The sequence below is a fragment of the Dellaglioa carnosa genome, assembly GCF_026948345.1.
Taxonomy (GTDB): Bacteria; Bacillota; Bacilli; order Lactobacillales; family Lactobacillaceae; genus Dellaglioa; species Dellaglioa algida.
On sequence record NZ_JANXLI010000001.1, the window covers coordinates 322,491 to 346,365 of the forward strand.

Below are 23,875 nucleotides of genomic sequence, written 5' to 3' on the forward strand. Positions count from 1 at the left end.
ATCAGTTCATTGCACGTTATTAAACTATAAAAGCGAACAGCAGGAGTTGCACCTACTAAAAACGTTGCTGAACGCTCGTTAAAAAATATTATTTCTTGGCGGGAGCTTGTTTAAGTGTGAAAACTGCTGCAATAATTAATAAAATAAATGTTGGAAGTGCAAAAATCATAGATACAAGGAATAGAGCAGAACCAATAATTCCAAGAACGTGACCAGTAATAGAAATATCGGCTTTTTTTGATTGAATAAGGCCGATGATGTGAAGAATGAGGCCAAGACCTAACATGATGTAAAAGAAAACAGAAACACCACCGGACGCGCTACCAGTAATAGTACCGTTTGACTTAACGGTAGATTCGCTTATGGCACCAATAAGAACGATAATCCAAGAGCCAGCTACTAACAAGACATTTATAATATCTAATATACCTGCTACAGTATTAATTTTTAACTTCATAAAACATTTCCCCCAATCAGCTTTTAGCGTGAATCAGTTTATTACACGTGAGTTTATTTAATTTAAAAATAAATTATCTAGCAGCGATTCATTAATCGCTGAGTGTTTCTTCATTATACATATTCCTTCTAATTTTTTATAGAAAAAGTACTTATCAAACACAATAATTTTTTTGTAGTTGATAGGAATAGGCTGGGCGGCAATTCAGTCATTAAAAAAGGAATATAATTTTTATACAGAGGGGAGGTAGAATTTTATTTTTTTCTAATGATGCGATGGCAAATCTTGCCATCAAATGGGACATCTTGTACAATAATGGCAAGATAATAAACGGAAGTTGGTTAAGTAATGAAAATTGGAATTGATCGAATTAACTTTTTTACATCGAATCAGTATGTTGATATGGTAGAACTGGCTCAAGCTAGAGATGTAGATCCTAATAAGTATTTGATTGGTATTGGCCAATCAAAAATGGCTGTAATTCCAGCAACGCAAGACGTTGTAACGTTGGGTGCAAATGCAGCAGACTCATTGATAGATGATGAAAACAGGGATAAAATTGATTTTGTCATTTTTGCAACAGAATCTGGAATAGATAATTCGAAGTCAGCCGGAGCATATATTTCTGGGTTACTTGGATTAAGTCATGTAAGAGCAATTGAAGTTAAACAGGCTTGTTATGGTGCAACCGCTGCAATTCAATTGGCAAAAGGACATGTTGCCCTTAACCCGGTCAGTCAAGTGCTAGTTATTGGGGCGGATATTGCCAGATACGGCCTGCATACTTCGGGTGAGCCTACACAGGGTGGCGGTGCCGTTGCGATGCTGATTACAAAAAATCCGGGTATTTTAGAGCTAGATGAAGAGAGTGGATTTATAACAGAAGATACAATGGATTTTTGGCGTCCTTTGAACCATAACGAGGCACTTGTAGATGGCAAAACATCACAAAATGTCTACTTAGATTTTTTTAATAAAACGTGGACTGAGTACAAGGATAAGACAAAATTAACATTATCTGACTTTAAAGCGATGTTGTTTCATTTGCCATATACAAAATTGGGTACCAAGGGATTGAAAGAGGTACTATTAGAAGCTAATGAAGATGAAAAAGTAGAATTAACACGCGAATTTGAAGCGGCAAAAAGATACAATAATCAAGTAGGAAACTTATATACTGGATCGTTGTATTTGAGCTTTATTTCCTTACTTGAACACAGTAAAGATTTAGAAATTGGTGATAGAGTTGGTTTATACAGTTACGGATCGGGAGCTGTTGGTGAATTTTTTTCTGGCAAGCTAGCATCTGAATTTGAAGACAGGTTGCCACAAATAAATTTAGAATCACGAGTTCAAGTATCTGTTGGGGAATACGAAGAAATATATCGAAGTCAATTAAAAAACGATGGAGCGGATATAGAGCTTGATTATAAAAATGATCACTCCAAATTTGTTTTGACTGGTAGTAAAAATATGCAAAGACAATATCTTATTCAATAGAAAAAGCCGTCAAAATTAGTTTAACTAATTTTGACGGCTTTTTAATTAAAAATGACGATAGAGACCAATAACTTTACCCAGGATAGAAACCTGATCTAAAATGATTGGTGCCATTGAATCATTCTCTGGCTGGAGACGGAAGTGATTTTCTTCTTTAAAAAATCTTTTACACGTTGCCTCGTCGAATTCATTCATTGCAATAACGATTTCACCATTCTCGGCGTTTGATTGTTTTCTGACGATGACTTGGTCTTCATTTAAAATACCAACGTTAATCATACTCTCTCCGCGAATGGTTAGCATGAACAAATCGTCCGAAGAGTTGAAATCTGGTGGCAACGGGAAGTAATCCGTTACCTGTTCGACTGCCAAGATGGGAACACCAGCTGTAACTGTCCCTACCATTGGAATTAAATTCTCGTGACTATTAATACCAATGGCGTCTAAACCAAGCGGTGTAAGCTCAATTGCTCTAGGCTTTGTTGGGTCTTTAGTTAATAATCCTTTTTTTTCAAGTCGAGCAATGTGTCCATGAACTGTAGAAGTTGAAGATAAAGAAACGGCTTCGCCAATCTCTCTAACCGTTGGCGGGTAGCCCTTTGTATCTACTCGTTCATGAATAAAGCGCAAGACCGCAAGTTGTTTGCTGTCAGATGCTTTTGTCATTTCGTACACCTCATCATCCTTATTTATTACTTTAATAGTAGCATATGAGGCCAGTTCTTGCAAACAAACGTTCGGTTGATTTAAATGATTGTTTTTTATGATATTATCAGTTATGATTATTAATAAAATTTTAAGGAGTGATAGCTGATGATCCCAGAAGATTTAGCACCAAGAATTAATGAATTAGCCGCAAAAAGTAAAACGGATGAAGGCTTAACAAAAGCCGAAGAAGCTGAGAGAAAAGAACTTCGTGAAACTTATCTTGCTTTATTTAGGGAAAGTTTCAGAAGCCGTGTTGAAATGATGCAAGTATATGATAAAACGGGTAAGGAAGTTACACCCGATAAAGTTAAAAAAGTTCAACGTGATAAAGGCTTACGAGACGACTAAGAAAATAGTTAGCGCTTTACGCATATTTACCTTTTCTTTTATGTGATAATTGTGTAGAATTAATGATTGAAGTGTATGGAAAGGGGTCTTGAATTATGTCAATGGGAATGACGATATTAATCGCCGTTATTGCGTTAGCAGTTGGACTTGTCGGAGGATTTTTCGGTGCTCGTAAATATATGGAAACGTATTTACAAAAGAACCCACCAATCAATGAAGATATGTTAAGAATGATGATGGTCCAAATGGGCCAAAAACCTTCTGAAAAGAAATTACATCAAATGATGTCATCAATGAATGCGCAAGCAAAAAACAGCTCACAAAAAAAATAATTTTAATATTTTATAAACAGGCAAGGGTTTTCTTTGCTTGTTTTTTTTTCACAAAAAGGGGGGATTCGAAATGAATATATTTAGAAAACTAGGATGGTTCTTTAAACAAGAAAAGAAATCGTATGGTATTGGCGTATTTTTCTTGATTCTAGTGGCAATTTTTCAAATTGTACCACCAAAGATTATTGGAAACATTGTTGATAGCATGAGTAGAAATGAACTAACAGTGCGTAAATTAGCTATTTGGGTTGGAATTCTTATTTTCGTTGCAGTAGGACAATACCTCTTCCGGTATATTTGGCGAACTAATATTTGGGGGAGTGCAGCTCGACTTGAAAAAATATTACGTACCAGATTATTTAAACATTTTATGCAAATGGATCAGTCTTTTTTTCAACAAAATAGGACGGGTGACCTGATGGCTCATGCTACCAATGATTTAACGGCTATTCAACAGGTTGCCGGCGCCGGTATCTTGACTTTTGCCGATTCAATTATAACGGGTGGAACGACAATCATTGCAATGGTTGTTTTAATTGATTGGCGGTTAACTATTTTAGCCATAATACCGTTGCCTTTATTAGCGGTTATGGCTAGATTTTTGGGAACTAAAATACACACCGCGTTTGCCACCTCGCAGGCCGCATTTTCAACGTTGAATAATAAGACACAAGAAAGTGTTAGTGGCATTAAAGTAATTAAAACGCTTGGACAAGAACAGGAAGATATTAATGATTTTGAAGAAAAAGTTCAAGAGACAATCAAAATTAATAGAAGAGTTAATTTTTTAGACGCATTATTTGATCCAATAACTAGTTTAATTATTGGATTATCATATGTTTTTACAATTATTCTTGGTGGGTATTATGTGACCAATGATGTAATTTCGATTGGACAACTGATTTCATTTATTAGTTACATTGCATTACTTGTCTGGCCGATGTTCGCAATTGGTCGATTATTTAACGTAATTGAACGCGGAAACGCGAGTTACGATCGCGTACAAATATTACTTAATCAGACTAGTGGGATTATTGATACTAAACAAGGATTGGCTAAATCGCCAACAGGACCTTTTGATTTTGACATACGTCATTTTAACTATCCGGATGATGATCGTGTGAGTTTGCGGGATGTTAAATTTCAGATTGGTTCTGGACAAACGCTAGGAATAGTTGGTAAAACGGGTGCTGGTAAATCGACAATTATGAAATTGATCCTTCGTGAATTCGATGTCTACAATGGCACCATCTCAGTTAATAATTCAGATATAAAAAAGTATGCTTTAGACGCATATCTTAAATCAATAGGTTACGTACCTCAGGAGAGTTTTTTATTTTCAACGACTATATTTGATAATATACGGTTTGCCAACATGGATTTAACAAAAGAAGATGTTGAAATAGCCGCATTTGATGCTGATTTGGATACTGATATTATGGATTTGCCACAGCAGTACGAGACGGAAGTTGGAGAGCAAGGAATCTCACTATCTGGTGGACAAAAACAACGATTAGCGATTGCTCGTGCCTTAGTGATCAATCCAGAATTATTAATTTTAGATGATGCGTTATCTGCGGTTGATGCTAGAACGGAATCAATTATTTTAAGCAGACTGAAAGAAAAACGTCAAAACAAAACAACAATTATCTCTGCAAGTCGTATGAGTAGCGTGATGGATGCTGATGAAATTATTGTAATTGACGAAGGCATGATAGTTGAACGGGGACAACATGAAACTTTAATGGCATTAGAAGGTTGGTATTATCAAATGACGACTAAACAACAGCTTGAAAATAAGATAGATGGAGGTGGATCGCAATGAGTGAAAAATCTAAATCTAGTTGGCAAAAAGAAATGAGTGGGAAGGAACAAAGGGCTGTTATAAAAAGATTGTTGCCTTATACAAAAGACTTTAAGGCGGACTTTTTAATCGCAATTTTGTTCGCGGCACTTTTAAGTGGGATTAATATCCTTTTACCATTACTTTTACAATATTATATGGATCATTATCTTCAGTCTAAATCGACACCACTAAACGTTATGTTCTTATTTGCGGGCCTGTACTTTATCGGTGTCATTTTAAAAGCAATTACACAATTTATCCAGATGTATTTGTATTCAATGGGTGCAGAAAAAACATTAGAAAAAATTCGTATTGTTCTTTTTAAAAAAATTCATACATTGGGGATGCGATATTTTGATCAAACACCTGCTGGAGCAGTCGTTTCTAGAGTTACCAATGATACGATGACGTTGGCTGACTTCTGGACGTTATTTATGACATTAATTATTGGAATTTTTTCCCTTGTCTCGGCGTTTGTGGCAATGTACATGGCCAAACCACAAATAGCGTTAATAACGTTGATATTTGTGCCAATTCTAATGATAACAACATGGTATTATCAGCGATTCAGTTCAAGGGTGTATCGACAAATGAGAGAGTACTTGAGTCGGTTGAATACAAAATTGAATGAATCTATTGTTGGGATTAATGTTATTCAGCAGTTCCGTCAGGAAGAACGAATTGAGGGCGAATTCGAAGATACAAATGAGCTTTATTTGAGAAAAAGATTTGAAATGATTAAAACTAATTCATTGTTACTCTCACCAATTATCAGCCTCTTTTATGCGTTGGCAGTGGTTATCACGCTTGGATTATTCGGTGTTAACAGCTTAGATCATTTTGTCGAAGCCGGGATGGTCTATGCTTTTTTAACTTATTTGCAGAATTTTTTTAATCCAATGACTAATTTAATGGATTACTTAACGACATTCCAAGATGGTATTGTTGCAGGTAGCCGTATTATTGGTGTTCTTGATGATCAAACGCTTGAACCACAGCAAACTCCTGACAAAGGAGCTACTATTGTTAACGGTAAAATCGAATTTAAGAATGTTACATTTTCGTATGATAATGAAAACGCCGTTTTAAAAAATATATCTTTCGTGGTGCGGCCTGGTGAAACGCTAGCTTTTGTTGGTCACACGGGTAGCGGGAAGAGTTCAACTATTAATGTATTAATGCGATTTTATGATTTTCAAGAGGGACAAATATTGATTGATGATTTAGATATCAAAAAATATTCATCCGAAGAGTTACGTAAAAAAATGGGGTTAGTATTGCAGGATTCTTTCTTATTCTATGGGACCGTCGCATCTAATATTAGAATGCTCAATCAAAATGTAACTGATGGGCAGATTGAAGAGGCTGCTAAATTTGTTCATGCAGACCAGTTTATTGAGAAACTCCCGAAGAGATACCAAACGAAAGTTGTTGAGCGGGGGGCCACGTATTCTTCAGGTGAGAAACAATTAATTTCATTTGCTAGAACAATCGTAACTAATCCCAAAATTTTAATATTAGACGAAGCTACGGCTAATATTGATACTGAAACGGAACAACTTATCCAGGATGGATTGAAGCAAATGAGACAAAATAGAACGACGCTTGTTATCGCACACAGGTTGTCAACTATCGTTGATGCTAATCAAATATTGGTTTTAGATAAAGGTAAAATTGTCGAACGTGGAACGCATGAAGAATTACTAAAATTAGAAGGTAAATATTTTGATATGTATCATCTACAAAATATTTCAGATGATTAAATAAAAAAATAACGCTTGAAAATCGTTTAGATTTTCAAGCGTTATTTTTTATGAGGATCAACATATTTAAAATCTGGATTTATGTCCATATCTAATTGTTTAAAAGCGTCGGTTAACTTGGTGTCCATTTGTGCTTGAACTTCGTCGGTTAACTTTGTTTTTCTGTCAAGGTAGATTGGATCGCCAAATGATACGGTTATTCTTTTTCTACTGAAAAGTTGTTTAAATGTTAATGGCCCTTGATATACTGCCGGAACTAAAGGAACCTGTGCCATTCGAGCAATTAAAAGGGAACCGCCTTTTAACTCTTCTGAGTGACGCGTACCGGATGGAAACATAATTAAAGATAAATCACCTTTTTTTAAAAATTTAACTGGTGTTTTGATTGTTGATGGGCCAGGATTTTCACGATCAACAGGAAAAGCATTGGCATGGATTAAGATATAGCGTAAAATTGGATTTACAAAGAGCTCCTTTTTAGCCATAAATGAAAATTTTTTCGGGCTACCTGCCAGGGCAAAATAAATAGGGTCAAACCAAGTTCGATGCGGACCTACTAAAATATAAGATCCTTCAGGTAATTTTTCTTTATTAATGTAGTGGGCGTTTCCGTTGATTAAGAATATAATAATTCTGACAATGCCTCGCGCGAATGAATAAAACATGTGGCTACAATCCCTTCATTTTTAAACTCTGTATGGTAAGTATGACTAATTGAATTAAAAGTTGCAAGTTTAAGTTAAATATATAGAAGGTGGGTGACGATTAAGTGGTCTTACTCAATGAAAACGAACGAATTGATCAATTATATTCAAATCAGATTCAAATTATCCAAAGTTCAGACGTTTTTTCTTTCTCGTTAGATGCTGTTCTATTAGCTCATTTTGCAGAGGTTTCAAGAAAAGACTCAACTAAAATTGTTGACCTATGCGCAGGCAACGGTGCAGTGGGGATGTTTGTCAGCCAAAAGACAAAGGGTCATATCTATCAGATTGAATTACAAGAACGGTTGGCTGATATGGCTGAACGAAGTATCGAATTAAACCGCTTAGGGCAGCAGATAGAAGTTAAACAGTTAGATTTAATAAAGACGTTCGATTATCTTGAAAAGGATTCAATTGATACAGTACTTTGTAATCCGCCTTACTTTCCTAATACACCGGATTCTTCGAGAAATCCCAATCCATATTTAGCAATTGCAAGACATGAAATCACGACTGATTTAGATGACATTTTGGAAATTACGAGTGGTTTGTTAAAGATGAAAGGTAAAACTTTTTTTGTTCATCGACCTGACAGATTGCCTGAAATATTAAGTAAAATGGTTAACCATCGACTAGCGCCTAAAAAAATTCAATTTGTTTATCCAAAAGAGGGAAAAGAAGCAAATATGGTTTTAATTGAAGCGATTAAAGATGGTAACGCAGCGGGTATCAGAATTATGCCACCGATCGTTGTTTACGGTGCTAATGATGAATATACGCAAAGCGTCCATGAGATTGTTTATGGAAACTGATAAAAAATATTATTTTTATGTTTTGCTATGTGCCGACAATACACTATATGGAGGATTTACTACAGATCCTAAAAAAAGACTTGAAACGCATAATGCGGGTAAGGGTGCAAAATATACAAGGCTGCCAAGTAGACGGCCATTAGAAATGATTTATCAAGAATCTTTTGATACGAAATCTGAAGCATTAAAAAAAGAATATGCCTTTAAACATCAACCAAGAAGTAAAAAAATTACTTATTTAAGGGCACATTCAGTTGAAATCTAAAAAATTAAAAAATCGAGAGGTCGTTAACATCATGAAAATTATTGCTTACGGAATTCGAGAAGATGAATTACCTTATGTTAAGGAATGGGAAAATGATAATCAAATTAAAATAGAAACTGTACCAGATTTGTTAGATGAAAAAACCGTTCAACTTGCAGCTAACCATGATGCAATTGTTGCCTATCAGCAAAAAGATTACACGCCGGAATTAATTAAAAAAATTCGTGATTTGCATATTAAATACCTATCAATCAGAAATACCGGAGTTGATAATGTTGATGGGGATGCGGTCAATCAATATGGGTTGATTGTGACGAACGTTCCATCTTACTCTCCAAGTGCTGTTGCAGAACTTTCTATAGCTAAATTATTGGAACTTTTCAGGAAAACACCACAATTTAATCGCAAGATGGAAAATAATGATTTTACCTGGGAACCTGATATTTCGAAAGAAATTCGCACACAAACAATTGGTGTGATTGGTACAGGAAGAATCGGGCAAACTGCAATAAAAATTTTTAAAGCATTTGGCGCAAAAATAATTGGATATGATATTTACCAAAATCCTACTTTAAAAGAAGAAGGTATTTACGTTGATACCCTTGAAGAGTTATATGCGAAATCAACGGTTATCACTATTCATAGTCCAGCAACTGAAGATAATTATCATTTATTAGACGATGAAGCGTTTAACAATATGCAAGATGGTGTGCATATCTTAAATATGGCTAGGGGAACATTGATTGATACTGATGCGCTAATCAGAGCATTAGATTCAGGTAAAGTTGCGGGAGCCGCTTTAGATACGCTTGAAAATGAAACAGATTACTTTAATGGAAAATTAACGGAATCACAAGTGAATGGGACTTTTAAAAATTTATTACAACGTGAGAACGTTTTGATAACGCCCCATACTGCTTTTTACACGGAACCAGCGGTAAGAAATATGGTGATAGATGCGTTGAACGCAAGTAAAGATTTAATTGAAACAGGACATTCCGATAAAGAAGTCAAATTTAAATAAAATTGTTCTTTGAAGATGGAGGAAACGGATTATGAAATTAATTGCATTTGGTATGAGAAAAGATGAAGTTGGATTTGCCGAAGAATGGGCACAGGCTAATCAGATTGATGTCGAAATTACTGGAGACTTATTAACTACTGATACTATCAACCAAGCAAAAGGGTTTGACGGTATTATTGCTTTACAAACGATTCCTTACGATGATGCATTATTTTCTGAAATGCAAAAAATGAGTATTAAAGTTCTCTCTGTTCGAAATGTAGGTGTCGATAATATTGACTTAGTCGCTGCTAAAAAACATAATATTATGGTAACAAATGTTCCGGCTTACTCGCCTAACGCAATTGCTGAGTTTTCTGTCACACAATTAATGCAACTTTTAAGAAAAACGCCTGAATTTAATTTAAAGCTCAAAGCTAACGACTATCGTTGGGCGCCTAACATCTCAAGAGAATTAAGAAGCCTAACGGTTGGTGTCATTGGAACAGGCCGTATTGGCCGTGTTGCAATGGATATTTATAAGGGGTTTGGTGCGAAAGTAATTGCATATGACCTACATCCAAAACCCGAATTGAAAGAAGCAGGTCTCTATGCTGACTCATTGGATGATTTATTTGAACAAGCAGATGTTATTACGCTTCATGCGCCTGCTACAAAAGAAAATGAACATATGCTTAATCGCGATACATTTGCAAAAATGAAACAAAATGTTCTGATTGTAAACACAGCTAGAGGGACATTAATTAATACAGAAGACCTAATTGACGCATTAAAATCGGGACAAGTCGGTGGGGCTGCTTTAGATACTTACGAATTCGAAAATCCAATATTTAATCATGATTTAAGTCATGTGGATATTGAGGATCCATTGTTTAACGAACTATTAGGTATGACAAATGTTATATTAACACCACATATCGCATTTTATACCGAAACGGCAGTTAAAAACATGGTCGAAATTGCCTTTAACAGTGCACAGCAATTTTTAACAACTGGAGCCGTAGAGACAGAAGTCAAGTAATTAAAATTAGGACTTGCGTTCTGATTTCAGGTTTTGTATACTTAAAGGCGATGTTAAACATCAATTCACACCTCGTGGGATGTGACTGAGGGTGCTCGGGAGAGTCTCAGCGCAGTTGAACACTTGGGAGGAAAATAAAACTTTTACTCGGAGGCACTACATCATGGCTGTTATTAGTATGAAACAATTGCTCGAAGCCGGTGTTCATTTTGGACATCAAACACGTCGCTGGAATCCAAAGATGAAACCATACATCTTTACTGAAAGAAATGGTATTTATATCATTGATTTACAAAAAACAGTTAAATTAGTTGATGCTGCTTATGCATCAATGAAAAAAGCTGCTGAAGATGATGGTGTTGTCCTTTTCGTTGGTACAAAGAAACAAGCACAAGATGCTATTGAAGAAGAAGCAACACGTGCTGGTCAATACTTTGTTAACCATCGTTGGTTAGGTGGAACTTTAACTAACTGGAACACAATCCAAAAACGTATCAAACGTCTTAAGGAAATCAAAAAAATGTCCGAAGATGGTACATTTGATGTTCTTCCTAAAAAAGAAGTTTCTTTATTAATCAAACGTAGAGATCGTCTTGAAAAATTCTTGGGTGGTATTGAAGATATGCCTCGTATCCCTGATGTATTATTCATTGTTGATCCTCGTAAAGAACGTATCGCTGTTAAGGAAGCTCAAAAATTGAATATTCCTATCATCGCTATGGTTGATACAAATAGTGATCCAGATGAAATCGATGTTAAAATCCCTTCAAATGATGACGCAATTCGTGCCGTACGTTTGATTACTGCAAAAATGGCTGATGCTATTATTGAAACTAATCAAGGTAAAGAAGAAGTGAACGAAGCTTCTTTCAAAAAAGCTGACGAAAAAGTAGATTCAATCGAAGATATTGTTGAAGCTGTTGAAGGCGGAAACAATAAAAAAGATGCTGAATAGTAAATAAATTAGGCTGTCTCAAAATTAGGTACTGTAATGGCCCTTTCTTTTGAGGCAGTTTTTTTAAATATTAAATAAAATGATTATTTAAATAAGGAGGCCATACAAATGGCAAATATTTCTGCTTCTCAAGTTAAAGAATTACGTGATACAACTGGTGTTGGTATGATGGACGCAAAAAAAGCACTCGTTGAAGTTGACGGTGACATGCAAAAAGCAATCGATTTCCTTCGTGAAAAAGGGATGGCTAAAGCTGCTAAAAAGAGTGATCGTGTTGCAGCTGAAGGTTTATCTGATGTTCAATTTTCTGGTAACTTCGCGGCTATCGTTGAAGTTAATGCAGAAACTGACTTCGTTGCTCAAAACGAACAATTTAAAACACTTGTTAAATTAATTGCAACTAAAATTGCAGAAGCACATCCTAAAGATGTTGCAGAAGCACTTACAATTAAAACAGACCGTGGAACAATCAATGATGATTTAATCGAAGCAACACAAGTTATTGGTGAAAAAATTTCATTACGTCGTTTTGAATTAGTTGAAAAAACTGACAACGAAAGTTTTGGTTCATACTCACATATGGGTGGTTCAATCTCAACACTTGTTGTCGTTACAGATGCTGACGAAGCAACTGCTAAGGATGTTGCTATGCACGTTGCAGCAATCAATCCTAAGTATGTGTCTCGCGAACAAGTACCTGCTGAAGAATTAGCACATGAAAAAGAAGTTCTTTCTAAAGAGGCTGCTAATGAAGGTAAACCAGCCAATATCATCGAAAAAATGGTTGAAGGCCGTTTAAACAAATACTTAGCTGATATCAGTCTTGATGATCAAGATTTTGTTAAAGATCCTGATATGACAGTTGCTAAATATGTTGCTTCAAAAGGCGGAAAAGTTAAATTATTCGTCCGTTATGAAGTTGGAGAAGGTCTTGAAAAGAAAGAAAATAACTTCGTTGACGAAGTTATGGGCCAAATTAAATAATTCTTTCATTACTAAAAGTTTGTGCTTAATTGCACAGACTTTTTTTATAAATCAATTTTGAGATAAATTGAATTATTAATTGCGTTTAAGATATGGTAAAATGGTTGTAAATAGATCGTAGGAGGAACAGTGAATGTCAGACGTTAAGTATCGACGCGTTATGTTGAAGTTAAGTGGCGAAGCATTGGCCGGAGAACAAGGATTTGGGATTAATCCACCTGTAATTCGAAAAGTTGCTGAAGAATTAAAAGAAATTCAAGAGATGGGCGTTGAAGTTGCCATTGTTGTTGGTGGCGGTAATATGTGGCGCGGTGAAGCCGGAGCTGCAATGGGAATGGAACGTGCCCAAGCGGATTACATAGGCATGTTGGGAACAGTTATGAATGCATTAGCGTTACAGGATAACCTTGAGTCAGTAGGCGTACCAACGCGAGTTCAAACTGCCATTGAAATGCGCCAAATTGCTGAACCATATATCCGACGCAAAGCCGTTCGTCATCTTGAAAAAGGTCGCGTTGTTATCTTTGCTGCTGGTACGGGATCACCATACTTTTCAACGGACACGACTTCTGCATTAAGAGCCGCAGAAATTAATGCGGATGTTATTTTAATGGCAAAAAATGGTGTTGATGGTGTCTACTCAGCTGATCCTCAAAAAGATGATTCTGCAACTAAATTTGAAGAGTTAACACATTTAGATATTATTAATAAAAACTTACAAGTTATGGATACAACAGCAAGTACATTATCAATGGATAACGATATTCCATTAGTTGTATTTAATTTAAATGAACCAGGAAACATAAAAAAAGTAGTTCTCGGTGAAGCTATCGGGACAACCGTCAGGGGAAAATAAATGAAAATTACAGAACCTATTCTAGTTGATGCTCAAGACAAAATGGCAAAAGCAGAAGTTTCACTTCAAAAAAATCTTGGTAATATCCGTGCTGGACGTGCAAATGCAAGTCTTTTAAATAACGTAACAGTCGATTATTATGGTGCGCCAACGCCACTTAACCAAGTTGCACAAATATCAGTACCAGAAGCTCGTGTGCTTTTGATTACACCATTTGATAAAAGTGCATTAAAAGATATTGAGCATGGTTTATTAGTTGCTGATTTAGGAATTAGTCCTTCAAACGATGGTTCAGCTATTCGATTGGTTATTCCTCAATTAACGGAAGAACGCCGTAAAGAATTAGCTAAAGACGTTAAGGCTGAAGCAGAAAATGCTAAGGTTGTTATTCGCAATATTAGACGTGACTCTGTTGACGCCTTGAAGAAGTCTGAAAAAAACGGAGATTTAACTGAAGACGATTTGCGCGATTTAGAAAAACAAGCGCAAGATGTTACAAACGCCTCAATTAAAAATGTTGATGGCATCCAAGCAGATAAAGAAAAAGAAATCTTAGCAGTTTAAATAAATAGCTTTATTTTAAGACAGGCATCGTTTTGTGCCTGTTTTTTTGCTACAATAGAACATGTAACTATTCTTGGAGGTACAATATGGTTTTTAATTTGAAGAAAAATAAAACGAGTGAAGAGATTCAATTAGATCCAGACAAAATGCCTAATCATGTTGCCATTATAATGGATGGTAACGGACGTTGGGCAAAAAAACGGCACCTACCCAGAATTGCTGGACATAAAACGGGTATGGATACCGTAAAAACTGTTACAATGGCTGCAAACGATTTGGGCATTAAAGTATTAACGCTTTATGCTTTTTCCACTGAAAATTGGAAACGACCCGAAACGGAAGTTAACTATTTAATGAGCTTACCCGGAACTTTCTTTGATAAATTTGTACCCGAATTAATTGAAAAAAATGTCAAAGTTAATGTTATGGGATATATTGACCAATTACCCAATGAAACGAAAATTGCCGTTCGTAAGGCAATTGAAGATACTAAAAACAATACGGGAATGATTCTTAATTTCGCCTTAAACTATGGTGGACGAGCAGAAATTGTAACGGCAATGCAAGAGATAGCGGCCGATGCAACCAAAGGAAAAATAGATGTAGCTGATATTACTGATAAAACAATTGATCAGTATTTAATGACTGCTAATTTAGCGCCCTATAATGATCCAGAGTTATTAATCAGAACCAGTGGTGAAGAAAGAATTTCTAATTTCTTGTTGTGGCAAATAGCTTATAGCGAGTTAGTCTTCACCGACACACTCTGGCCTGACTTTTCTGAAGATGCATTGAAAGACGCAATATTTAATTATCAAAAAAGAGATCGTCGCTTCGGTGGCATAAAAGAATAGGAGAATTTTTATGAGACAGCGCGTAATTACAGCAATCGTGGCACTCTGTGTTTTTATACCATTAGTTATTATTGGTGGATTACCTTTACAAATTTTTGCCTTAATCTTAGGATGTATTGGTATTTCAGAAGTCTTTGTAATGAAGAAAAAATTATTAATCTCACCTGAGGCGACATTAGGGCTCTTGATGACGCTAACCGTTATTGCACCAAATAAGTGGTTTGCATTTTTACCGGGTAATATTTCATCCGTAAATGTATTCTACTTTCTTGCTGCACTGTTATTAATGTACATGGTTACATCAAAGAACCGTTTTTCATTTGATGATGCAGGCGTATTTGTTTTAAGTTCACTATATGTCGGAATGGGATTTCATTATTTCATTGCGGCCAGAGGCGATAACTTTGACGGGTTAATGACATTGGCATACATTTTAATTGTCATTTGGACAACGGATACGGGTGCCTACTCATTTGGTCGCAAGTTTGGTAAACATAAATTAGCACCGCATATTAGTCCAAATAAGACATGGGAAGGATCAATTGGCGGAACACTAATGGCAACGTTGTTAGGAAGTATTTTTGTCTACTTCTTCCCACAGAATCATTCATTTCCAGTTATGATCTTAATCACATTGATTCTTTCGGTGTTTGGTCAATGTGGAGATTTAGTTGAATCTGCATTCAAACGTTTTTATGGTGTTAAAGACTCTGGCCGTATTTTACCTGGTCATGGTGGTATTTTAGACAGATTTGATAGTTTAATTTTTGTTTGGCCAATTATGCACTTATTTGGTTTAATGTAACAAATTAAAAGGGGGAGGATTCACATGATTAAAACGATTATCACATTTATTATCGTTTTTGGAATTTTGGTTGTGATTCATGAATTTGGTCATTACTATTTTGCAAAACGTGCTGGAATTTTAGTTCGTGAATTTTCGATTGGTATGGGACCAAAACTACTTTCATTTCATCGAGGTAGCACGACTTATACGTTAAGAATTTTACCTCTTGGCGGTTATGTTCGAATGGCAGGTATTGCCGATGATGAAGATGAAGATTTAAAACCCGGTATGCCAATGAGTTTGATACTGGATGAGCATAATAAGGTTATAAAAATTAACACAAGTAAAAAAACAACATTATACAATGGTATCCCAATTGAGTATCTAGATAGCGATTTACAAAAAGATCTCTGGATTTCGGGGTATGAAAATGGTAATGAAGATGAAATAAAAAAATACGATGTTGATCATGATGCATTGATTATAGAAAAAGATGGAACGGAGATTCAGATTGCTCCTGAAGATGTTCAATTTCAGTCTGCCACACTTTGGAATCGAATCTTAACCAATTTTGCCGGTCCAATGAATAATTTCTTATTGGCTATTGTTGCCTTTATCCTATTAGCATTCATGCAAGGTGGCGTTGCAACCAACTTAAACCAAATTGGAACAGTTCAAGAAAACTCTGTTGCGCAAAAAGCGGGCTTAAAACCTGATGATAAAATTGTGTCGGTCGCTGGTAAGAAAACGACAAATTGGACAGAATTAACTACGGCAATCAGTGCACAACCGAATAAGAAAATAGCTTTAGAGGTTGTCAGAAATGACAAAACTCAAAAAATCATGATTACGCCTGAAGCCAGTAAGAATGATTCGACTAAGACTGGTAAAATTGGTATTACGGTTAAGTTGAATCGCTCATTTGTTAATAAAATTACTTATGGGTTTACACAATCGTGGGCTGTTGTTTCAAGTATTATCGCTGTATTGATAGGCATGTTTACGAAGGGCGTAAGCCTGAATGATTTTGGTGGACCAGTTGCCATTTATGCTGTAACATCAAATGCGGCAAGTTATGGATTAACGAGTGTTATTTCATTGCTTGCGTTCCTGTCAATTAACTTAGGAATTGTGAATTTATTACCAATTCCCGCGTTGGATGGTGGTAAGTTAGTCTTAAATATTATTGAAGGTATCCGTGGTAAACCTATTTCGCCTGAAAAAGAAGGTATGATCACGTTAATTGGGTTCGCATTTTTAATGATTTTAATGATACTAGTAACGTGGAACGATATTCAACGTTATTTCTTTTAAAAGAAAAAGGAGAATAAAACAGTATGAAACAATCGCAACTATTAATACCAACAATGAAGGAAGTTCCAAGTGATGCCGAGGTTATTAGTCATCAAATGATGTTACGGGCCGGCTATATCCGACAAGTGTCTGCCGGAATGTACAGTTACTTGCCACTAGCTTTTTCAGTTATCAGAAAAATTGAAGCTATAATCCGTGAAGAAATGGAAGCCATTGGGGCAGTAGAGATGCTTGTACCAGCTATCATTCCAGCTGAATTATGGAAAAAAACGGGTCGTTATGAAACTTATGGTGATACTTTATTTAAATTAAATGATCGTCATGAGAGAAACTTTATTCTGGGACCAACGCATGAAGAAACATTTACTTCTTTAGTTCGCGATGAGATTAAATCATATAAAAAATTACCACTTACAATGTTCCAGATTCAACAAAAATATCGTGATGAAAATAGACCACGATTCGGTATTTTAAGAGGTCGTGAATTTTTAATGAAAGACGGCTATTCATTCCATGCGGATGAAGAAAGTTTGAATGACACATACCAAAAAATGAATCGAGCTTATCAAAATATTTTTGAACGTTGTGGTCTTGATTTTAGAGGTATTATCGGGGATGCCGGTGCAATGGGTGGTAATGATTCAAAAGAATTTATGGCAATTTCAGATATTGGTGAAGATACAATTGTTTATTCCGATAAAAGTGATTATGCCGCTAACTTGGAAATGGCAAAAAGCTTAAAAACGTACAAGAATACGCATGAAGCAATTAAAGATATTGAAAAAATAGAAACACCAAATGTTAAAACCATTGATGAATTAGCGTCATTTATTGAAACGGCAACTGATAATTTAATGAAATCGTTATTATTTATCGCAGATGAAAAACCAGTCATGGTTTTAATGCGTGGAAATGATATTTTAAATGAAATTAAATTAAAAAATGCCTTGAATGCTAATTTTTTACGAATGGCAACTGATTCGGATGTTGCAGAAGTATTAGGTGCTGAATTCGGGTCACTTGGCCCTGTTGGCGTTTCAGAAGATGTTAAAATTATTGCTGATGAAGGTATTAAAGGTATGGTTAACGTCGCAGTTGGCGCTAACTTAACTGGATTCCATTTTTTGAATGCAAATATTGAACGCGACTATCGTGTAGATGAATTTACAGATTTGCGCTTGGCCCAGGAAGGTGAAGTTTCTCCTGAAGGAGAAGGCGAATTGAAATTCACAAAGGGAATTGAAATTGGTCATATCTTCAAAATTGGCACGCGCTATTCGGAATCACTTGGCGCAAATATTTTAGATGACAATGGTCGTGAAAAACCAGTTATTTTAGGTTGTTATGGAATTGGTGTGAGTCGATTACTTGCGGCTATCGCTGAGCAACAAGCTGATGAAAATGGATTAGTATGGCCTAGAAGCATCGCGCCATACGATGTGCACGTCATTCCAATTAATGCTAAAAATGACGAACAGATGGCTTTAGCCAATGAGATTGATAAAAAAATGACTGAAAATGGATACAAGGTCTTACTTGATGATCGTAAAGAACGTGCAGGCGTGAAGTTTGCCGATTCAGATTTAATCGGTTTACCTGTTCGAATTACCGTTGGTAAAAAAGCAGCTGATGGTATTGTTGAAGTTAAATTACGTCGAAATGGTGAAACCATTGAAGTAACAAAAGACGAGTTAGAAAGTTCTATTTCAATTTTGCTTAAAGAAGAAAATCAAAACTAGTTGAAGAGGATTGAGTTCAAAATATAATTTTGACTCAGTCTCTTTTTCATTTTTAGAAAAGGAGCAAATAATTTGGCGCTTAATAATAAAGAACTATTTAATAAGTTGTTAGAACAAATTAATTTTAAAACGACTAACCAATATGATGATGAAATCCTCAGTTCAATTGAAATTGCAACGGTAACCGTTCATGAGAAATCAAAGCAGTGGGAATTTCAATTGATGACGTCCGATATATTACCGTTCTCATTATTTAACGATTTGGTAAATAAAATTGCGGTTACTTTTAAAGATATTGCAAAAACAAAAGTAACCGTAAAAGTTGACCGGCCTCAAGTGACAAACCAGCTTCTTGGCGATTATTGGGCATGGGCCGTTCAAAATAGTGATGCTAATTCTTCTTTGGTTCAAGAACTTTTTCAAGGCAATGTGCCTTATCTCGATGATAATCGCGTCATGCTAATGGCAGAGAATGAGATTGTTAAAACGTTCTTAACTAGTCAAGCGTTAGGACCAATTGAATCGGCTTATCAAATGATTGGATTTCCACAGATGAGCATTAATACGTTATTGGATGAATCAAAATCCCAAGAAAAAATAGAAGAGATTAAACAACGTAAAGAAGCACAAGATGTCATTATGATGCAGAAAGCAACTGAAACAATTCAAAAACAAAACGAAAAGAAGAAAGTTGATTCTCAAACAACTATTAATGGACCAGTTCAAATGGGTAAAAAGATCAGCACAAAAGAACCCGCGAAGCGCATGGTTGAAATTGTTGAGGAAGAGCGTTCAGTGATTATTGAAGGGTACATTTTCTCTAAAGAAATTCGAACGCTTAAATCTGAACGGCAACTAATGATTATCAAAATGACAGATTATAGCTCGTCTATGACTGTTAAAAAGTTCTCTCGTGATGAACAAGATGAAGCAATGTTCGCGGCTATTCAAGAAAAAGAATGGGTCAGAGTTCGAGGAGCAGTTCAAGAAGATAACTTTATGCGGGATTTAGTTGTGAACGCCTACGATATTAACCAAGTTGACCATCAAAGTCGTCAAGAAACTGCACCGGATGATGAACGTCGCGTTGAATTACATTTACATTCAAACATGAGTCAAATGGATGCGACAAATTCAATTACGGACTATGTTAAACAGGCCAGTAAATGGGGACAAAAAGCCATTGCAATCACGGATCATTCTGGATTACAAGGATTCCCCGAGGCACATGCGGCAGGAAAGAAAAATAATGTTAAAATTTTATATGGTGTTGAGGCGAATGTCGTTGATGATGGAATTCCTATCGCATTTAATGATAAAGACATCAATTTAGAAGAGGCAACATATGTAACCTTTGATACGGAAACAACTGGTTTATCTGCGCGATTTGATAAAGTTATCGAATTAGCCGCAGTTAAGATGAGTAAAGGCAACGTGATTGAAGAATTTGATGAATTTATTGATCCAGGTCATCATTTATCGGAAACCACGACTAACTTAACGTCAATTACGGATGAGATGGTTCATGGATCTAAGTCTGAAGAGGAAGTTTTTAAACTATTTAGAGAATTTTCAGAAGATAGCATTTTAGTTGCTCATAATGCAAGTTTTGATATTGGCTTTATGAATACTGGTTACGAGCGCCATGGTATGGAACCAATGCAAAACCCTATTATCGATACGTTAACGTTAGCAAGATTTTTACATCCTGAACTTAAAGGATTTAGATTGAACACACTTGCTAAAAAATTCAATGTTAATTTGGAACATCATCATCGGGCCATATATGATGCTGAGACAACTGGTCTTTTGTGTCATCTATTCCTCAAAGATGCCAGAGAACGATTTGATATCAAATCACATATTCAATTGAATGACCATATGGGTGAGCACGATGCTTATAAACAAGCACGACCTTTTCACGTTACGCTACTTGCAACGACTCAAGAAGGTCTCAAAAATATGTTTAAATTGGTTTCAACCTCTATGATTGATTATTTTTATCGAATGCCACGTATTCCTCGAAGCGAGTTGAATAAATATCGTGAGGGGATTATTGTCGGATCTGCTTGTGATTCTGGTGAAGTATTCACGGCAATGATGCAAAAAGGGATGGAAGAAGCTAAAGAGAAGGCAAAATTTTACGATTATTTAGAGATTCAGCCTAAACCTTTATATGAACCATTGATACATCAAGAGCTCATCAAAGACAATCAGAATCTGGAAGAAATTTTACAAAATATTGTTGATTTGGGACATGAAATGGATAAACCTGTTGTTGCAACAGGAGATGTTCATTATCTTAATCCTGAAGATAGCATTTATCGTAAAATTCTTGTTAATTCAATGGGTGGTGCCAATCCGTTAAACCGTTCTATTCTACCTGATGCACATTTTAGAACAACGGGCGAAATGTTAGAAGGACTTAACTTCTTGGGCGCGGACGTTGCAAAAGAAATTGTGGTTACTAATACAAATTTAATCGCTGATTTGATTGACGATGATATTTCACCAGTAAAAGATCGATTATATGCACCAAAGATTGACGGTTCTGAAGAAGAAATCAAACAACTAACTTACAATCGTGCCCATGAACTTTATGGTGAAGAACTGCCTGAAACAGTTGTTAAACGAATTGATAAGGAATTAACCAGTATCATCGATAACGAATTTTCAGTTATTTATCTAATTTCACAAAAATTAGTTCATAAATCCAATAAAGATGGTTATTTGGTGGGCTCTCGTGGGTCAGTTGGATCAAGTTTTGTCGCAACAATGACGGGGATAACTGAAATAAATCCATTACCTCCGCATTACCGCTGTCCTAAATGTAAATATTCACACTTTTATGAAAAAGGTGAATTCGGATCTGGGTTTGATTTACCGGATCAAAATTGTCCTAAGTGTGACACGCCTTTGGATAAAGATGGGCATGATATTCCGTTTGAAACTTTCCTTGGATTTTATGGAGATAAAGTTCCCGATATTGATTTAAATTTCTCGGGTGATTATCAAGCTATTGCGCATAATTATACAAAAGTACTGTTTGGCGAGGATTACGTTTTCCGAGCTGGGACAATTGGAACTGTTGCTGATAAGACAGCTTACGGGTATGTCAAAGGGTATGAACGTGATACTGGGGCCACATTTAGAAATGCAGAAATAGATCGGCTAGCTAAGGGATCAACCGGCGTTAAACGGACGACCGGTCAACATCCTGGTGGTATTTTAGTTGTACCGAACTATATGGATGTCTATGATTTTTCACCCATTCAATACCCGGCGGATGATGCAACTTCGGAATGGAAAACAACTCATTTTGATTTTCATTCGATTCATGATAATATCTTGAAATTAGATATTCTTGGTCATGATGATCCAACCATGATTAGAATGCTGCAAGATTTATCGGGGGTAGACCCTAAAACGATTCCTACCGACGATAAAGGTGTTATGCAGATATTCCAAGGGCCTGAAGTACTTGGGGTAACTAGTGACGAGATATTCTCTAAAACGGGAACATTAGGTATTCCAGAATTTGGAACGCGATTTGTACGTGGAATGCTTGAAGAAACGAAACCAAAAACCTTTGCTGAGTTATTGAAAATATCTGGTCTATCACATGGAACGGATGTTTGGTTAGGTAATGCCGAAGAGTTGATATCAGATGGAACAATTACGATGTCAGAAGTTATTGGTTGTCGTGATGATATCATGATGGGCCTTATTCACATGGGCATGGAAGCCGGTAGTGCGTTCAATATCATGGAAGGGGTTCGAAAAGGCAAGGGTATTTCTGACGATTATCAGGCTGAGATGAAAGAAGCTAAAATCCCTAACTGGTACATTGGTGCCTGTTTAAAAATTAAATACATGTTTCCAAAAGCACATGCGGCAGCTTATATTTTGATGGCATTACGGATTGCTTATTATAAAGTTTATTTTCCAATGTTATATTATTGTGCTTACTTTAGTGTTAGGGCAGATGATTTTGACTTGGTTGCCATGTCGCATGGCAAAGAAGCTGTGAAAAAATCCATGAAAGAAATTACTGATAAAGGGATGGATGCATCAACAAAAGAAAAAAACTTGTTGACCGTCCTCGAATTGGGTAATGAAATGCTTGAACGTGGATTTGAATTTGGGATGATTGACTTAGATAAATCAGATGATTCGAACTGGTTAATCGATGGTAATAAATTAATTGCACCATTTAGAGCCGTACCGGGCCTTGGTAATAACGTTGCTAAACAAATTATTGCTGCTCGTGAAGAGCGTCCATTTTTATCTAAAGAAGATTTAGCTAAGCGTGGTAAGGTTTCTAAGTCTTTAATTGAGTATATGACTGAAAATAATGTTTTAAAGGCATTGCCTGATGAAAATCAATTATCAATTTTTGATGAAGCGTTTTTCTGAAAATTGAAAAAGTGATAACCAGGCAGTTTGTTGATGTTTTCAGAAAATTATGCTATATTAAAGAAAGTATTTTGATATCTTGTTTGAGTGAGCAGCGATGCTCACTCTTTTTATTGGAAAAATGTAAGGAGGGTACCGTGTGAGTACTGTTATAGAGACTGTCACAGAGCTAGTTCAACCAATCGTCGATGAACAAAATATTGAATTGGTTGACATTGAATTCGTTAAAGAAGGCCCAAGTTGGTTTTTAAGAGTTTACATTGATAAGCCTGAAGGCATTAAAATTGAAGAATGTGTCGCTGTCAGCGATGTTTTAAGCGAAAAATTAGATGAGATTAATCCTGATCCAATCCCACAAGCATACTTTTTAGAGGTTTCATCACCTGGTGCTGAAAGACCTTTGAAAAAAGAAAAAGATTTTGAAAGAGCTGTAAATCAATATGTTAATGTATCGTTATATGAGCCAATGAATAATGCCAAGATTTTTCAAGGGACATTGACTAATTTAACGGCAGATGAATTAACAATCGATTACATGGATAAAACGCGTAAGCGAACAATTGTTATTCCTCGTCAAAAGATAGCTAAAGCACGTCTAGCTATTAAATTTTAAACATTTTTTATAA

The 23,875-nt window shown here is 35.8% G+C and carries 22 protein-coding genes; 19 read left to right on the forward strand and 3 right to left on the reverse strand.

Going from position 1 to position 23,875, the window contains the following annotated elements; all coding sequences use genetic code 11:
- Nucleotides 1–88: 88 nt before the first annotated feature.
- Nucleotides 89–457: a transporter gene (locus tag N0K80_RS01570; protein ID WP_269023564.1), complete on the reverse strand. Its 369-nt coding sequence runs from the start codon at nt 455–457 to the stop codon at nt 89–91.
- 348 nt (nt 458–805) lie between these two features.
- On the opposite strand from N0K80_RS01570, the gene N0K80_RS01575 reads away from it, so the two are divergent.
- On the forward strand, nt 806–1,957 hold the full coding sequence (locus N0K80_RS01575) for a hydroxymethylglutaryl-CoA synthase (RefSeq protein ID WP_269023565.1): 1,152 nt from the start codon (nt 806–808) through the stop codon (nt 1,955–1,957).
- Between the two features lie 45 nt (nt 1,958–2,002).
- Here N0K80_RS01575 and lexA read toward each other — a convergent pair whose 3' ends face one another.
- Nucleotides 2,003–2,623 carry a transcriptional repressor LexA gene (lexA, locus tag N0K80_RS01580; protein WP_146342172.1) on the reverse strand — a complete coding sequence of 207 codons (621 nt, stop codon included), beginning with the start codon at nt 2,621–2,623 and terminating at the stop codon, nt 2,003–2,005.
- A gap of 147 nt (nt 2,624–2,770) precedes the next feature.
- On the opposite strand from lexA, the gene N0K80_RS01585 reads away from it, so the two are divergent.
- From N0K80_RS01585 to N0K80_RS01600, 4 genes are all read left to right on the forward strand, one after another.
- Nucleotides 2,771–3,013 (forward strand): DUF896 domain-containing protein, encoded by a 243-nt coding sequence (locus N0K80_RS01585; protein ID WP_146342171.1) that lies wholly within the window; start codon nt 2,771–2,773, stop codon nt 3,011–3,013.
- Between the two features lie 95 nt (nt 3,014–3,108).
- Nucleotides 3,109–3,345, forward strand: a complete 237-nt coding sequence (locus N0K80_RS01590; RefSeq protein WP_112249992.1) for a YneF family protein — start codon at nt 3,109–3,111, stop codon at nt 3,343–3,345.
- A gap of 70 nt (nt 3,346–3,415) precedes the next feature.
- On the forward strand, nt 3,416–5,170 hold the full coding sequence (locus tag N0K80_RS01595) for an ABC transporter ATP-binding protein (protein WP_269023566.1): 1,755 nt from the start codon (nt 3,416–3,418) through the stop codon (nt 5,168–5,170).
- Nucleotides 5,167–6,954: an ABC transporter ATP-binding protein gene (locus N0K80_RS01600; protein ID WP_269023567.1), complete on the forward strand. Its 1,788-nt coding sequence runs from the start codon at nt 5,167–5,169 to the stop codon at nt 6,952–6,954. Before N0K80_RS01595 ends, N0K80_RS01600 begins: the two co-directional genes overlap by 4 nt.
- Before the next feature lie 41 nt (nt 6,955–6,995).
- Here the strand turns inward: N0K80_RS01600 and N0K80_RS01605 are convergent, their stop codons facing one another.
- Complete coding sequence (locus N0K80_RS01605; RefSeq protein WP_269023568.1) at nt 6,996–7,619, reverse strand: lysophospholipid acyltransferase family protein; 624 nt, start codon at nt 7,617–7,619, stop codon at nt 6,996–6,998.
- Between the two features lie 104 nt (nt 7,620–7,723).
- Between N0K80_RS01605 and N0K80_RS01610 the strand changes: the two genes are divergently transcribed.
- From N0K80_RS01610 to rimP, 14 genes are all read left to right on the forward strand, one after another.
- Nucleotides 7,724–8,470, forward strand: a complete 747-nt coding sequence (locus N0K80_RS01610) for a tRNA1(Val) (adenine(37)-N6)-methyltransferase (RefSeq protein WP_269023569.1) — start codon at nt 7,724–7,726, stop codon at nt 8,468–8,470.
- Entirely contained in the window at nt 8,460–8,735 is a 276-nt protein-coding gene (locus N0K80_RS01615; protein WP_269007767.1) for a GIY-YIG nuclease family protein, read from the forward strand. Before N0K80_RS01610 ends, N0K80_RS01615 begins: the two co-directional genes overlap by 11 nt.
- Nucleotides 8,736–8,766: 31 nt before the next feature.
- Entirely contained in the window at nt 8,767–9,759 is a 993-nt protein-coding gene (locus tag N0K80_RS01620; protein WP_269023570.1) for a D-2-hydroxyacid dehydrogenase, read from the forward strand.
- Between the two features lie 31 nt (nt 9,760–9,790).
- Nucleotides 9,791–10,780, forward strand: a complete 990-nt coding sequence (locus N0K80_RS01625) for a D-2-hydroxyacid dehydrogenase (RefSeq protein ID WP_269023571.1) — start codon at nt 9,791–9,793, stop codon at nt 10,778–10,780.
- A 163-nt stretch (nt 10,781–10,943) separates the two neighbouring features.
- On the forward strand, nt 10,944–11,735 hold the full coding sequence (rpsB, locus tag N0K80_RS01630; RefSeq protein ID WP_057973631.1) for a 30S ribosomal protein S2: 792 nt from the start codon (nt 10,944–10,946) through the stop codon (nt 11,733–11,735).
- 108 nt (nt 11,736–11,843) lie between these two features.
- Nucleotides 11,844–12,719, forward strand: a complete 876-nt coding sequence (tsf, locus tag N0K80_RS01635) for a translation elongation factor Ts (protein ID WP_057973630.1) — start codon at nt 11,844–11,846, stop codon at nt 12,717–12,719.
- Between the two features lie 133 nt (nt 12,720–12,852).
- Entirely contained in the window at nt 12,853–13,575 is a 723-nt protein-coding gene (pyrH, locus tag N0K80_RS01640) for a UMP kinase (RefSeq protein ID WP_057973629.1), read from the forward strand.
- The gene (gene frr, locus N0K80_RS01645) at nt 13,576–14,139 is read left to right on the forward strand and encodes a ribosome recycling factor (protein ID WP_146342163.1); all 564 of its coding nucleotides are present in this window, start codon (nt 13,576–13,578) and stop codon (nt 14,137–14,139) included.
- 86 nt (nt 14,140–14,225) lie between these two features.
- Entirely contained in the window at nt 14,226–14,993 is a 768-nt protein-coding gene (locus N0K80_RS01650) for an isoprenyl transferase (protein WP_269023572.1), read from the forward strand.
- 10 nt (nt 14,994–15,003) lie between these two features.
- Nucleotides 15,004–15,798: a phosphatidate cytidylyltransferase gene (locus N0K80_RS01655; protein ID WP_269023573.1), complete on the forward strand. Its 795-nt coding sequence runs from the start codon at nt 15,004–15,006 to the stop codon at nt 15,796–15,798.
- 24 nt (nt 15,799–15,822) lie between these two features.
- Nucleotides 15,823–17,094: an RIP metalloprotease RseP gene (rseP, locus tag N0K80_RS01660; RefSeq protein WP_269023574.1), complete on the forward strand. Its 1,272-nt coding sequence runs from the start codon at nt 15,823–15,825 to the stop codon at nt 17,092–17,094.
- A 23-nt stretch (nt 17,095–17,117) separates the two neighbouring features.
- On the forward strand, nt 17,118–18,833 hold the full coding sequence (locus tag N0K80_RS01665) for a proline--tRNA ligase (RefSeq protein WP_269023575.1): 1,716 nt from the start codon (nt 17,118–17,120) through the stop codon (nt 18,831–18,833).
- A 72-nt stretch (nt 18,834–18,905) separates the two neighbouring features.
- Entirely contained in the window at nt 18,906–23,249 is a 4,344-nt protein-coding gene (locus N0K80_RS01670) for a PolC-type DNA polymerase III (protein WP_269023576.1), read from the forward strand.
- Between the two features lie 139 nt (nt 23,250–23,388).
- Nucleotides 23,389–23,862 (forward strand): ribosome maturation factor RimP, encoded by a 474-nt coding sequence (rimP, locus tag N0K80_RS01675; RefSeq protein ID WP_146302491.1) that lies wholly within the window; start codon nt 23,389–23,391, stop codon nt 23,860–23,862.
- Nucleotides 23,863–23,875: the final 13 nt, after the last annotated feature.